This is a genomic window from Streptomyces boetiae, from assembly GCF_031845405.1.
Lineage (GTDB): Bacteria > Actinomycetota > Actinomycetes > Streptomycetales > Streptomycetaceae > Streptomyces > Streptomyces boetiae.
This window is the reverse complement of the sequence record NZ_JAVREN010000021.1, coordinates 1-13,328: the sequence shown is the minus strand read 5'-3', so window position 1 is coordinate 13,328 and position 13,328 is coordinate 1. Positions and strand designations below refer to the sequence as shown.

The 13,328-nt window shown below is 77.1% G+C and carries 10 protein-coding genes; 3 read left to right on the top strand and 7 right to left on the bottom strand.

What is annotated here, in order from left to right:
* Positions 1 to 9 precede the first annotated feature (9 nt).
* Together RM780_RS15535 and RM780_RS15530 are read right to left on the bottom strand one after the other, a co-directional pair.
* Positions 10 to 474, bottom strand: a complete 465-nt coding sequence (locus RM780_RS15535) for a very short patch repair endonuclease (RefSeq protein WP_311631310.1) — start codon at positions 472 to 474, stop codon at positions 10 to 12.
* Positions 475 to 517: 43 nt separating this feature from the next.
* Positions 518 to 1,153, bottom strand: coding sequence for a hypothetical protein (locus tag RM780_RS15530; protein WP_311631309.1), 636 nt, complete (start codon positions 1,151 to 1,153; stop codon positions 518 to 520).
* Between the two features lie 130 nt (positions 1,154 to 1,283).
* Between RM780_RS15530 and RM780_RS15525 the strand changes: the two genes are divergently transcribed.
* A complete protein-coding gene (locus RM780_RS15525) occupies positions 1,284 to 2,231 on the top strand; it encodes a hypothetical protein (RefSeq protein ID WP_311631308.1) in 948 nt (315 codons plus the stop codon).
* Between the two features lie 21 nt (positions 2,232 to 2,252).
* Here the strand turns inward: RM780_RS15525 and RM780_RS15520 are convergent, their stop codons facing one another.
* Together RM780_RS15520 and trmB are read right to left on the bottom strand one after the other, a co-directional pair.
* Complete coding sequence (locus RM780_RS15520; protein ID WP_311631307.1) at positions 2,253 to 3,404, bottom strand: PrsW family intramembrane metalloprotease; 1,152 nt, start codon at positions 3,402 to 3,404, stop codon at positions 2,253 to 2,255.
* 130 nt (positions 3,405 to 3,534) lie between these two features.
* On the bottom strand, positions 3,535 to 4,281 hold the full coding sequence (trmB, locus tag RM780_RS15515) for a tRNA (guanosine(46)-N7)-methyltransferase TrmB (protein ID WP_311631359.1): 747 nt from the start codon (positions 4,279 to 4,281) through the stop codon (positions 3,535 to 3,537).
* Positions 4,282 to 4,630: 349 nt separating this feature from the next.
* Between trmB and RM780_RS15510 the strand changes: the two genes are divergently transcribed.
* Complete coding sequence (locus RM780_RS15510; RefSeq protein WP_311631306.1) at positions 4,631 to 6,070, top strand: outer membrane protein assembly factor BamB family protein; 1,440 nt, start codon at positions 4,631 to 4,633, stop codon at positions 6,068 to 6,070.
* 40 nt (positions 6,071 to 6,110) lie between these two features.
* On the opposite strand, the gene lhgO is transcribed toward RM780_RS15510, so the two are convergent.
* Together lhgO and RM780_RS15500 are read right to left on the bottom strand one after the other, a co-directional pair.
* Positions 6,111 to 7,286, bottom strand: a complete 1,176-nt coding sequence (gene lhgO, locus RM780_RS15505; RefSeq protein ID WP_311631358.1) for an L-2-hydroxyglutarate oxidase — start codon at positions 7,284 to 7,286, stop codon at positions 6,111 to 6,113.
* An 814-nt stretch (positions 7,287 to 8,100) separates the two neighbouring features.
* Positions 8,101 to 9,732 (bottom strand): sporulation protein, encoded by a 1,632-nt coding sequence (locus RM780_RS15500; RefSeq protein WP_311631305.1) that lies wholly within the window; start codon positions 9,730 to 9,732, stop codon positions 8,101 to 8,103.
* Between the two features lie 714 nt (positions 9,733 to 10,446).
* Between RM780_RS15500 and RM780_RS15495 the strand changes: the two genes are divergently transcribed.
* Positions 10,447 to 12,522: an asparagine synthase-related protein gene (locus tag RM780_RS15495; RefSeq protein WP_311631304.1), complete on the top strand. Its 2,076-nt coding sequence runs from the start codon at positions 10,447 to 10,449 to the stop codon at positions 12,520 to 12,522.
* Positions 12,523 to 12,819: 297 nt separating this feature from the next.
* Here RM780_RS15495 and RM780_RS15490 read toward each other — a convergent pair.
* The coding region (locus tag RM780_RS15490; RefSeq protein ID WP_311631303.1) for an NPCBM/NEW2 domain-containing protein at positions 12,820 to 13,328 on the bottom strand (509 nt) is incomplete at its 5' end.

The window sequence follows — 13,328 nt, the reverse complement described above, 5'->3', positions numbered from 1 at the left end:
GTATCGACCCTAGTCGGAGTCGCCCGTCCGCCCAAGTGGTTCGGGTTGGGTGGGGCGGTCCGGGCTGCGGCGGGCGGTCACGACGCGGGAGATGCGTGCGGCCACCTCGTCGGATGGCTCGTGTTCCCAGAAGCGCAGGACCGTCCAGCCCTCCTCGGTGAGGCGCTGGGTGGTCTCCCGGTCCCGGCTGACGTTGCGGTCCAGCTTCTCGCGCCACCACTCCTTGTTGGCCTTGGGGTGGGTCGCGTGCTCGGGGCAGCCGTGCCAGAAGCAGCCGTCGAGGAAGACCGCGACCTTGGGGCCGGGGAAGGCGATGTCGATCGTCCGGCGCCGCATGCCGGGGACGGGGCGGTGGAGCCGGTACCGATGGCCGGTCGCGTGGAGGAGGCGGCGGACGGCGACCTCGGGGGTGGTGTTGCGACTGGCCTGGCGGCTCATCCGGGCCGAGACCCCGGGGCTGGAGGCGACGGGCATGGGCCCATCGTGCCAGGAGCCGCGGACAGGCGGGGGCGGCCCCTCACCCCGTCCGTGTCAGCAAGGTCAAGTCGCCGCTCGTCGCTATCGCCAGCGTGTGGCCCGTCGGGGAGAAGCCCGTCGTGCGGAGGGTGGTGTGGGTGGTGTGGTGGATGTGCCACCAGCAGCCGCCGGTGGGGCCGTGGCAGAGGCCGCCGTCGGTGGAGAGGAGGATGCGGTGGTGGGGCCAGTCGGGGCTGACGACGTCGAGGGTCCAGCCGTCGTCCGTGGTGGCGTGGAGGCCGCCGCCGTGGAGGCCGGCGATGCGGATGGGGGTGCCGGCGAGGGGGCCCAGGCCCGGGCAGGTGAGGTCGGGGCCGGCCGGTTCCGCGATGTCGGGGTCGGGGTCGCGGTCGCGCGCGAGCAGGGTGCCGGTGGCGGCGTCGAACAGGCCGTGCCCGCCGACGGAGACGACCATGACCAGGTCGGCGCCCGTCTCGGGGTGCGCGGCGAAGCCGATGCCGAGGAGGCCGCCGATGGGCATGGCCGGATACGGGCGGAAGGCCGGGCGCCAGGGCGGCGGCGCCGGGGCGAGGGGGGCGGCGAGGAAGCGTTCGCGGAGCTGGCGCTCGTGGTCGCTGAACGCGGGGGCTTCGGGCAGCTCCGGCAGCTCGGGCCGGGCGGTGTGGTCGGTGAACATCGCACTCCTACCACGCGGTGGGTAAGGGAGACGTTACGTTCGGTGGGCGCGAAGCGCTAGACAGGGAACGTTCACCTTGACGGCGCCCGGTGGTCACGAAAGCGGCCCGCGCGCTGGGCACTCTCCCCTCATGAAGGTGAGGCTGCGCCCGGGAAGTGTCGCACGCGCCGAGGATCTGGTGGCCGCGTGCATACGCGAATGCGCGGGCTATCTGTCCGCGCTGGACGGGGAGGCGGCGCCGGAGCGGACGAAGCTCGTGGCCGCCATCGGAACGCTGGTGGCCGAGCACTCCGCGCACCAGCCCTCCCCGGATCGGACCTTCGACGCCCTGCTGAACGTCGGCCGCCTGGCGCTGGACGCGCGGGAGGTGCGCCTGGCGCGCAGGATCGCGGACAGTGGCGTGGCGTTGCGCAGCGCGTCCGGGCAGGCGTGGCGGCTGCGCGCGCAGGCCCTGGAGGCGGACGGGCGCGGCGCGGAGGCGGCGCACGCGCGGGCGCGTTACGCGGCGGCCGAGCCGGAGGCGCTCCCCCTGGAGGGCGGCGAGCTGATCGGCCTGGCCGGATTTCGCGCCCAGGTGATGGGCCGCAGCGTCTGCGTGGTGGCCAACGGCGAGGCCGTGGCCGCCGAGAAGAGCCTGCGCCCGGTGATCGACGGCTACGACCTGGTCGTCCGCGTGGACTCCTTCGCCGCCGGGGAACGCGCCGACGTGCACGCCGTGTCCTGCCGCAGTGGCGGCCCGGGCTGGCGGCGGCGGGTGCGCACCCGGCTGGTCTTCGGCGAGCGGCCGGAGCAGTGGGCCGAGGCGATCCGCGCCCACCTGGTGCCCGGCGCCCAGTCCTACGTCGGCGACCGCTCGCTCAGCCGGCCGCTGCGCGACCCGGCCGTCCTCGGCGAGAGCGGGTGGGCGGCCGATCCGAGCACCGGCTTCGTGGTGGCCCGGCTGCTGCACCACCTCGGCGTGAGCACGCGGATCGACCTGTTCGGCTTCGGGCTGCCGGGGCAGCTACGCCCGGAGGAACGCCAGTGGCTGCTGGGGCACGCCACGGAGCGGGCGGGCCTGCGCGTCTCCCTGCGGTAGTCCCGCGGTAGTCGCGGGGCCTCAGCCCGAGGAGAGGGTGACGGGGACGGCCACCGAGCGGTGGCGTTCAATGCGGGCCAGCAGCTCGCGTTCCTCCGCGCGGAACTCCGGCCCCTCCACGCCGCGTTCGGCCCGCTCCCGGAGCAACGCCAGGGAGGTGGCCGCCCGCTGGTAGTCCGCCACCGCCCGGCGGCCCGCCTGGCCGTGCATGCGGCGCGCCAACTCCCGCGCGCGGGAGCGATGTTCCGGGGAGGCCAGGGCCTCCGGCTCGTCCGGGGTCAGCCAGCCCGCGGCGGCGTACAGCGGCAGCACCTCGCGCACCACCCGCAACTGCACCCGCCGCGCCCGCGCCGCCAGCCAGCACAGGCCGCAGAACACCGGGAACATCAGCAGCAGATACACCAGCACGAAGCCCGTGACGGTCATCGAGGCGGAGGCGTTCCACGCCGAGTGCAGCCCCATCGCCGCCGCGAGGCCGGCCAGCGGCAGGCCCACCCTCAGCGCCCGCCCGCGCTCCGGCGGGAGCGTGGCCGCCAGCCCGAAGCCGATGCCGGTCAGCGCCGTGAACACCGGGTGTGCGAAGGGCGCGATCAGCACCCGCACCACGAAGGTCACCAGCGTCCCCGCGCCCAGCAGCACGGAGGGCGCCGCCGCGTGGTCCTGGGTGAAGGCGCTGCCCAGGTAGAGGACGTTCTCGGTGAACGCGAAGCCGGTCGCCGTCACCCCCGCCGCGACCAGGCCGGCCAGCAGGCCGTTGAACGCCCGGGGCCGGTGGACGAACAGCAGCAGTACCGCGGCGGCCTTGGCCGACTCCTCCACCACCGGCGCGATCACCGTCAGCTCCAGCGCGTCGGCGTGCGCCGGGCGCAAGGAGGTCGCGTCCCCGCCGAAGTCGCCGCTGACCAGGCCGATCAGCGCTCCGCCGACCACCAGCGCGAACAGCGTGGCCGCGCACGCCCCCCAGCCGAAGGCGAACGCCAGGGGCCGCCAGGGCGCGGGCGCCACCGAGTCGAGCCAGCGGAAGGCCCCGAGCAGGAACGGCACCGGCACCAGGGCCAGCAGCAGACCGGCCGCCACGCCCTCGCCGCCCAGCTCGCGCCACATCAGCACCGTGACCAGCAGGCCGCACAGCAGCAGCGGCACGCCGATTCGAAGGGGGGACGCGGTGCGCACACGCCGACCTTACGGCCTGCCGCCGGGGGGCTCCAGGGGCGCCGGGGCGTGGTGTGCGGCGGGAGGCGGCGTTTCGGCCAGGGACTCGTGCGGGCGTGAGTGGTACGGGGGGAACGCGCGGGGGGTGCGGTCAGTTCGTGCGGCGGAAGAGGAGGTCGTGCACGCGGTGCCCCTTGGCCAGCCCCTGGCGTTCGAAGCGGGTGACGGGGCGGCCGGCCGGGCGGGGCGCGTAACCGGCGCCGCCGGGGGCCGCGTTGGCGAACGAGGGGCTGGCGCTCAGGACGTCGAGCATCCACTCCGCGTACGGCTCCCAGTCGGTGGCGCAGTGCAGCAGTGCGCCCGGGGCCATCCGGGAGGCGGCAAGCTCCACGAACGCGGGCTGGATCAGCCGCCGCTTGTGGTGCCGCTTCTTGGGCCAGGGGTCGGGGAAGAAGACGCGGACGCCCGCCAGCGCGGGGCCGGGCGGCAGCATCGCGTGCAGCAGGGTGACGGCGTCGCCGTTCGCCACGCGGAGGTTGCTCAGGCCCGCGCGCTCGGCCAGCCGCAGGAGGTTGCCCTGGCCCGGGGTGTGCACGTCCACGGCCAGGATGCCGGTGTCCGGGTCGGCCGCGGCCTGCTCGGCCGTGGCCTCGCCCATGCCGAAGCCGATCTCCAGGACGATCCGCTCCAGGCCGCCGAAGAGGGCCGGCAGGTCCAGGGGCGTGCGCCCGTCGATCTCCACGCCCCAGCGCGCCCACAGGCGCTCCAGCGCATCCCGCTGCGCGGCGGTGACGCGGCTGCGCCGGGGCGTGAAGCTGCGCACGCCGGCCTGCGGGTCGGGGCCGGCGCCGAGGGCGGCGGCCGGGTTCGCCGCGGGGCCGGCGCCCGGGGCGAACATGCCGGGGCGCTCGCTCGTGGGTACGATGGCGCGTCCCGGCCCCGACGGGGGCCCGGAGGCGGCCTGGGGAGAGGCGTGGTGTTGGGTCTCGATCACAGTGCGTCCGATTTTACGCCGGTATTCCCGGGGGGAACCGTGACCCCGGCGCGGGCGTCGGAGACGGTGGGGGGACCGTGACGCGGGGGAAGCCGGGGGGCGTTCCATGACCGGGGGTACGGCGCGCGCCGGGGGCGCTGGCGGCGCTGGGCGCGCCAGGGGCGCGGAGGCTGCGCAGGGCGGCGGGAGCGCGGAGGCCGCGGCGCGCGCGGAGAGCGCGAAGGGCGGGAACGCCCCGAAGGGCGGGCGTTCCATGGGTGAGGGGCGAATAGGGCTGCTGGCGCTGCCCGTTCTGGTGCTGGCGCTGGCGCTGCTCGCCGTCTGGGTCGTGGTCTTCAGCCGCGAGGAGGGCCTGGCGGAGGCGCAGAACGCCTCGGGCAGCACGACGATCCCCACGGAGCCGGCCGCCTCGGCCTCGGCCGTGCCGCGGGAGCTGGCCCGCGCTTGGCAGGCCGAGGACGTTCCGCTTCCGGAGACGGCCGGGGAGACGGGCGGGAGCGGGACGGGCGAGGGGGCGGGGAACGCCGGGACCGGCGCCGCCGGGCTGCCGCGGCTGTGGGCGCACGGCGAGAGCGTGACGCTCGTCTCGGAGGCCGGGATCACCGGCTACGCCACGCGCGACGGCCTCCCCGCCTGGCAGGCCGAGCCCCCGGGCGGCGGCAATGGGCCCTGCGCCGCCTCGGGGCGGGTGAACGCCGAGGGCGTCGGCGCGGTGCTCTACACCGCGAAGGAGAACGGCAGTTGCTCGGTCGTCGCGGCCGTGGACACCGTGGCGGGCGAGGTGCTGTGGGCGGCGGACCTCTCGCGGCCCGGCCTGGCCGTCTCCCCGGCGGACGTTGCCGTCTCGATGGGCGAGACGGCCGTGGCCGTCAGCCTGGACCCGGACGGCGCCGCGCCGGATTTCCACCGCTTCTCCGCCGGGAACGGCGAGGCCCTGGCCCTGCCCCAGCCCCCGGGCGCCGCGGGCGGGTCGGCGCCGGACTGCGGCGCCGGGCGCGCGGAGATACTGGCCGTGCGGCACGCGGGCTCGCGCATCGTCGCGCTGAGCGGCTGCACGGGGACGGCGGGGACCGGGCCCGACGCGGGCGGGGCGCCGGACGCACTGAGCGTCTACCACGCCGACAGCGGCGAGCTGGAGTGGTCACGGCCGCTGACGGACGGGGAGTTCGCCTTCACGGGCCTGCTGGCCGGCGACCCGGTGCTGCTGCGGCAGGACCAACGCGTCGTCGCCTACTCGGAGAACGGCGAGGTGCTGTGGGAACTCCCGGCCCGTGCCGCCGGATCGGGCGGCGGCGCCGGTGGCCTCGGCGGGCCCGCGGCCAGCGTCTCGGCCGTGACCGGGGACGTTCTCGCGGTCAGCTCGGGGGAGGGGCAGCGGGTGCTCACCGGCTTCGGGCTGGCGGACGGCGTCGAGCGGTGGAGCACCGAACTGCCGGGCGTTGCACAGCAGTTCGGGACCGACCACAACGGGCAGCTCCTTCTGGGCTGCACGCGTGAGGACGGAACTCTCCTGCTGCTGTGGGTCGATCCGGCCAGCGGCGCGCAGACGCCCGCCGGGGCCGTTGACCTGGACCGGCAGCGGGCCGGGGACCGGCACGTCCTGGCGCGCGACGAGGACCAGTTCTACCTGCTGACCCCGGTGGGGCCTCAGGGCGCCCCGACGGCGCTGCGGCTGCGGGCGTACGAGCGCTAGGGCCCTGGGGAGTTGGCGCTCCAGGGCGGTGCCCGGGCCCTTACGGCAGGGCGCGCAGGACGCGGGCGGCGATCTCCTCGCCGATCGGGAAGCAGGCCGTGGCGGCGGGCGAGGGCGCGTTGAGCACGTGCACGGTGTGCGGGGCCTCGGCGATCTCGAAGTCGTCGGCCAGCGTGCCGTCCCGGCGCACCGCCTGCGCCCGCACCCCGGCCGGTGAGGGCAGCAGGTCCTCCTCGGTGACCTCGGGCAGCAGCCGCTGAACGGCCGCGGTGAACGCCCGCTTGGACAGCGAGCGCCGCAACTCCCCGGCGCCCGCGCGCCAATGGCGTCCCGCCATCCGCAGCAGGCCGGGCCAGGCCAGCGTTCCGGCGAGATCGCCGGGGCGGACCGTGCGCCAGTCGTAGCCCTCGCGGGCCAGGGCCAGCACGGCGTTCGGCCCGATGTGGACCTCGCCGTCGAGGCCGGCGGTCAGGTGCACGCCGAGGAAGGGGAAGGCGGGGTCGGGCACGGGGTAGACCAGGCCGCGGACCAGACCGGAGCGCTCGGGCCGCAGCCGGTAGAACTCGCCGCGGAAGGGCACGATCCGCAGGCCCGGGTCGTCGCCGGCCAGGCGGGCGATGCGATCGCTGTGCAGGCCCGCGCAGTTGACCAGGGCGCGGGCGCGCAGGATCGCGCCGTCGGCCGTGCGCACGGCCACGCCCCGGCCCTCGCGGCGATCGACGGCGACCACCTCGGCGTTCGTCCTGACGGTGACCTGGCGGCTCAACTCCCGTGCCACCGCGCCGAAGTCGGCCTGCCCGGTGGTCTCCACGCGCAGGGCGGCGATGCCGCGCACGGCCGGCTCGTGCTCGGCGATCTGGGCGGGGCCCAGCTCGCGGACGGGCACGCCGTTGCGCCGGGCTCGCTGGGCCAGCTCGTGCAGGCGGGGCAGCTCCTCGGGCTCGGTGGCCACGATCAGCTTGCCGGGGACGGCGTGGGGGAGGCCGTGCTCGGCGCAGAACTTCAGCAGCCGGTCCGTGCCCCGGGCGGCGAACAGCGCCTTGCGCGAGCCGGGCCGGTAGTAGACCCCGCTGTGCAGGACGCCGCTGTTGCGCCCGGTCTGGTGCAGCCCGGGCTCCGGCTCCTTCTCCAGCACGACCACCGCGAGCCCGGGCCGCGCGGCGCGCAGCGCGTGCGCGGTGGCGAGCCCGACGATCCCGGCGCCGACGACGACCACGTCGGCGTCGACGCCCCGGGGTCCGCTGCGCGGGGCCGGCCCGGGGGCCGGGTCCGCGCCTGCGGCGGGGGCGTCCTTCGCGGCGCCGCCGCCCGGCGGCTCGCTGTGCGGGGCTGGGCCTGCGGTGGCCCTGTCGGCGGGCTCGGCCTTCGGCCGGGGGTCACTGTCCGTGGCGGCGCCGGGGCGGGCGTTGACCTCCGCGGCGCGGGGCGCGTGCGCGGCGGCGCCCGGGCCCGCTGCGGGGGCCTTGGCCGGGTCGGGGCCTGCTGCGGGGGCGCTGTCTGCGGCGGCGGCACCCTGCGGCCCGCCGGGCGCGACCTCGCCTGTGGCGGCCCTGTCGGCGGGCTCGGCCTTCGGCCGGGGGCCACTGTGCGTGGCGGCGCCGGGGCGGGCGTTGACCTCCGCGGCGCGGGGCGCGTGCCAGGCGGCGCCCGGGCCCGCTGCGGGTGCCTCGGCCGCGCTGGTGGCGCTGTCCGCGGCAGTGCTGGCGTCGGCGGTGCGCAGCGCGTCGGGGGCGGCGTCGGCGGTCGCGTGGGCGCGCGAGCCGGTGCGTTCGCCCGCGCCGGAGGCGCCGGCGGCAGCGTGCGGGTCCGCGTCCGCGCGCGGGTCAGGACGTGCGCCCGCGCCCGCGTCGATGCGCGCCCCCGTGCCCGGGGCGGCGCCCGCGCCCGCGCCGTGTGCCGCCGCGTGCGCCGCCGGGGCGGCAGCCTCTTCCGCCGGGGTGCCTGCCCGCGCGCCCCGCGCGGGCAGGCCCGTCTTCGTCCCGTCCGGGTCCCGCACGTCCGTCACCTCCGCCGCGCCTCGACGGACCCCATCATGCCGGAGTGGTCAAGAGGGGCCGCGCCTGCTCCTGGAGGGCCCTGACCAGGGGCTCGTCGCCGTAAGGGGCCAGGCGGTGCAGGAGGTTGCGGACGTAGTCGGTCGTGCGGGCCGAGGAGATGCGGCAGGCGACCTCCACCGCGCGGATGCCGGCGGCGCAGGCGGCGTCGAGGTTCCCCGACTCCAGCTCGGCCATGGCCGCCACCACCAGCCGCAGCCCGTGGGAGCGGACGTATTCCTCCGTGGGCTCGGACAGCGCCCTCTCCGTGAAGCGGCGCACCAGGCCGGGGACGCCCAGGTCGATGTAGCACTCGGCGGCGTCGGCGGCGAGACGGTCGTAGGTGTAGAAGTCGAGCCAGCGCGGGTCGTCGTCGCTTTCGCGGGAGCGCTCCAGCCAGCTCTCGGCGGCGTTCAGCGCGGACTGGCAGCCGGCGGAGTCCCGCGCCTTGGCCAGCGCCCGGGCCTCGACCAGCTTGAAGAAGCTCATCGTGCGGGCGGTGGCCAGCGAGCGGTTCCGCTCCAGGGCGGCCTGGGCGAGGTCGACGCCCTCCTCGGCGAAGCCGCGGTATATCGCCTGGAGGGACATCGAGGCCAGGACGTACCCGCCCAGCGGCACGTCGGCCGCGGCGCGGGCCAGGCGCAGGGCCTGGATGTAGTACCGCTGGGCGGCCTCCTGCTGGCCGGTGTCGAACGCCATCCAGCCGGCCAGCCGCGTCAGCTCGGCGGTGGCGCGGAAGAGGGCGCGGCCCACGTCCTCGCTGTACGTGCCCAGCAGCAGCGGGGCGGCGTCGGTGCGCAGGCACTCGGGGACCATGGAGGAACGCCAGTCGCCGCCGCCGTACTTGGAGTCCCAGCGGCGGGCGGACTCGGCGGCCTCGCGGAGCTTGGCGACGTCGGAGTGGCCCACGCGCACGCCGCCGCGGAGTCCGCCGGCGCGGCCGGGGGACGGGAGCCCGCCGGGCGCGGCGGGGCCGCCGGTCCCGCCGGGGGAGGGGGGCAGGGTGAACGAGAGCGGCGGGGCGCCGTGGGCCTGCCGGCCGCCGCCGGGGCCTGCGCCGGGGGCGCGGCCCGGGACGCCGGGTGTTGTCCCGGACGCGGAACCCGGCGCGGCGGCCCCGCCCGGGGCGTTGGCCTGCGAGGGCCGCGCGGCCTGCGGCGCCGGCTCCCGCGCCACGGCCGCGTCGGCCGGGCTTATCAGCCAGCGCGAGACGGGCGTCGCGTACGCGCTCACCGCGAAGGAGCCCGCCAGCGTCTGCCAGATGCCCTTGCCTGGCGCGACGTCCAGCCGGTACAGCTCCACGGCGGCGTCGACCGCGGCCGGGACCTCCCGGGGGAAGGCCAGGCCCACCTCGGGGGCGGGGTCGGTGTCGGCCAGGCCGATCTCGTGCAGCGGGACCGGGCGGCCCAGCTTGCTGCTGATGGCCGCGGCGATCAGGTGGGGGGCCGAGCCCTGCGGCACCATGCCCTTGGTGACCCACCGGGCGACGGACGTCTTGTCGTACCGCAGCGTCAGACCTCGTTGCGCGCCGAGGTCGTTGACGCGCCGGGCGAGTCCCGCGTTGCTGATCCCCGCAAGGGCGAGAACCGCGCCCAGCTTTTCGTTCGGTCCGCGTGACTCCCTGGACATTGGACGCACCCCTGACCCGCCGCCGGCAGCCCCGCGACCAGCGCCGGGCCCTTCCGTGCTTTCGCCAACCCAGCGTAGTTCGACGCCTGCTGACCGTTAAGAGGGTGAATCCCGGATGGCGGATTTATGACTGTACGTACGTGCGAGCGCCGCCGGGCGGCGCCGCGTGCTCCGGGCATGTGGCCGTGCGCCCGCCCGTGCGCCTTGGGCGGTCCGGGAGGCGCGGGTTGGATGGAATCGCGTGGGTCGGCCCGTTGACCGTGAGGTCCGGCGGGCCGGGGGATGCCGCCGTCTCATTCCCCGCGGACGGCGGCGTGGTCCGGGAGGCGGACAGCGTCTCCCGGACCAAAGCATCTTCTGCCCCAGGGGGAGCCCTCCCATGGGCCCCCTCCCGGCCAGAGTTCGGCCGAACTTTGGCCGAAAAGAGGAGGTTTCCCGCCGGTAACGTCGAGCGGCGGGCGCCGCGAGGCCCCCCGTCGACCGAGGTTGACCGAGACGGATCGTGAATGATCGTCTTGCCCCGGAAGCCCGTCCCACCAGGCACGGGAGCCCCGGGCGTCACATCAGGTGGTGCGCCGCGCCGGGCGAACTACCTCACCAGCATGCCCCGTTCCCGCCCCTCCCGTGGCAGCATGGCCCTGTCAGCAAACACCCACACGGCGATCCGATCCGAAGCGATCCGTGATTCCCGATGTACGCGATGGGGAGGCGGCGATGCGGTGGTTGGTCGGGTGGTGCGGGGCGTCGGCCAGCGCTGCCCGTGAAATCCAGCCCCTCGGCGCCCAGTTGCTCTGGGAAGGCCCCGACCCCCTGTGGGCGGTGGGCGACTGGCGCCCCGACGAGATCCGCCTGGTCCACGCGGACGGCGACACGCACCTGGCCGTCTTCGGCCACTGCGGCGCCGACGACCCGACGCTGCGCCGCTCCCTGATCTCCGCCCGCGCCGGTGCCCTGCGCCAGCTCACCACCTGGCCCGGCAGCTACACCGCCGTCGCCCGCTTCGGCCGCCGCACCGTCGTTCCCGCCGACCTGGCCGGAACCCGCCCGGTCTTCCACACCACCTGGGCCGGCGGCACCGCCTACGCCACGGCCGCCCTGCCGCTGGCCGACCTCACCGAGGCCCAGCTCGACGTCGCCCACCTCGCCGCCCTCCTCGCCTGCCCCGAGGCGCCCGAGGCCCTCGGAGACGGCACGCCCTACCGCGGCGTGCGCCGCGTCCCGCCCGGCCACGCGCTGCGGCTGCGCGAGGGCGGCAGCCGGGACGTTCTCGGCTACGAGCCCGCCGCCCCCACCGTCGTCGCCGCCCCGCCCGTCGAGCGGCACGCGGCCATCGCGGGCGTCCGCGAGGCCCTGGTCGAGGCCGTCCGCACCCGGCTCGGCGCCCCCCGTCACACCGCGCCGCCCCGCGACGGCGGCCCCGTGCCCGGCATGGGTCCTGCCGACCGGCGCGCCGCGCGCCTGGGGCCCGAGCCGGCCCCCGGCATCGGCGCGGACCTCTCCGGGGGCAGCGCCTCCGCGACCCTGACCCTGCTGGCCGCCGGGCTGCCCGGCATGCCCGGCACGGTCTACGGGACCGGCGCGACGCAGGCCGGCGAGCGCCTGCTGGCCGTCACCTTCAACGACCTCACGGCCACCGGCGGCCCGGCCGCCATCGCCCGCGCCGCCGAGATGGAGCGGGCCCGCGCGATCGCGGAGAACCCGCGCCTGCACCACGTGGTCGTCGCCGCGGGCGAGGAGGCCCTGCCCTACGGCGAGCTGGAGAACGGCCCGCTCACCGACGAGCCAGGACCCTCCCTGGTCATCGCCGCGCGCCACCGCCGCCGCCTGGCCGCCGGAAGCGCCGACCACCTCATCGGCAACGGCGCCCGCCAGGTCCTCGACGCCCACCCCGCGCGCCTCGCCGACCTCCTCATCGACCGGCGCAGACGGCACCTGCTGCGCCCGGCGACGGCCCTGGCCCGGGCCAGCGGGGGCGGCTCGCGCGCGATGTTCGTGCCCTTCACGGTCTACCGCGCGGCGCGCAGACTCGCCCGCACGCCCTACCCCGAGGGGCTCTCCAGCGCCGCCGTGCTGCTGCGCGGACCGCTCGACGGGGCCCCGCAGGCGGACGGGGCCCTGGGCGCCTCGCTCGCGGCGCTGGCCTGGTGCAGACCCGGGCCCGCCGCCCGCTGGCTGACGGGGGAGGCGCTCGCGGAAGTATCGATTCGGCTCGACGCGGCGGCAGCGCGCCCGCCCTCCGCAACGCTCAACGGCCGCCCGGGCGTTCAGCGCGCCCGCGCGGTGCTCGCCCGGCACGCCGCCGACCACCGCGTCTTCGAGCAGGCCGCCGAGGTGCGCCACCAGCGGCTGCACGCCCCCTTCTACGACAACCAGGTGGTGCGCGCCTGCCTCGCACTCCCCGAAACGCTGCGGGTGCAGCCCGGCGCGCGCGCGGAGGTGCTGCGCGCCGTGCTGGAGGGCGCGGGCGTCCGCGCGCTGCCCCCGGGCTGGGGCGCGGCCGTCCACGCCGCGCCCGCCGAGGCCCTGGGGGCCGGCCTGCGCACGCACGTCGCCGACCTCGTCGGCCTCTTCGACGCGCCCCTGCTCGCCGACGCGGGCCTGGTCGAGGCCCGCGTCGTCCGCAAGGCCCTGCGCGCGGCGGCCGAGGGCGAACACCTCCCCCTCGACGGCCTCTCCGACCTCGTCGCCACGGAGATCTGGCTCCGCCGCCTCCTCACCCGCCGGGGCTCCTGCTGGACCGCCGAGGGCAACCACGACCCCCGAGCGGTCACGAGCGGCGTCAGCCCCTGACGCTGCCCTGGCCGGGCCGGTCTCTGCGACGGCCGCCGCCCCGGCCCGCCCCGCGCGGCGCCCACTCGCGGGGATTCCCCCGCGCCCCCTCCGGCCCGGCGCGGCGACGCCCGGCAGCGCCGGGCGGCCAGCCCGTCACTCCCGAGGGCCGGGAATCCTTCCCGCTCGCGGTCACAGGTGCCACGAGGCTTCGTGCGGCGGAGCCGACGTGCCGTCCGCAGCACCTCGTACGCCCAGGGGTCCGGGGCCGCCCCGGCGTGCGGGTGCGGGGTCGTGGTGCAGCCCGCCGGCAAGGGCCTAGCAGAGGATTTCGGAGTCCGCCCAGTCCGGGAGGGAGACCAAGCCCAGGGGACCCTGGGGGTCGACCTCCAGGCGGAGGGTTTCGACGCCGGTCAGGGGGACGTCGAGGGGGACGGCCGGGTCGCCGGCCCGGATCGTGCCGGAGCGCCAGAGTTCCTGGCCGTCGCCGTGGACGGAGAAGACCGCGGCGCCGAGGCCGAGGGTGAGGTCGTCCAGGCCCGCGAAGGCCCGGTAGGACGTGCAGGGACGGTTCAGCGCGATCGTGACCGTGGACAGCGTGGGCACGGTGATGCCGTGCTCGTGCCGGCGGCCGGCGATCGAGACGCCCGAGCGCTGCCACACCGGGCCCGACTCGGCCAGCACCAGCGCCGGGTCCTCGCCGTTGCCGAAGAGGTCGTAGTCCAGCGAACGCAGCTCGTAGGGTCGCGGGGCCGGGGGCGCGGCCTCGGCCGGCGGCGGCTCCGGCGCGGGCGGCGTGGGCTCGGGCGAAGGCTCCGGCTCGGGCG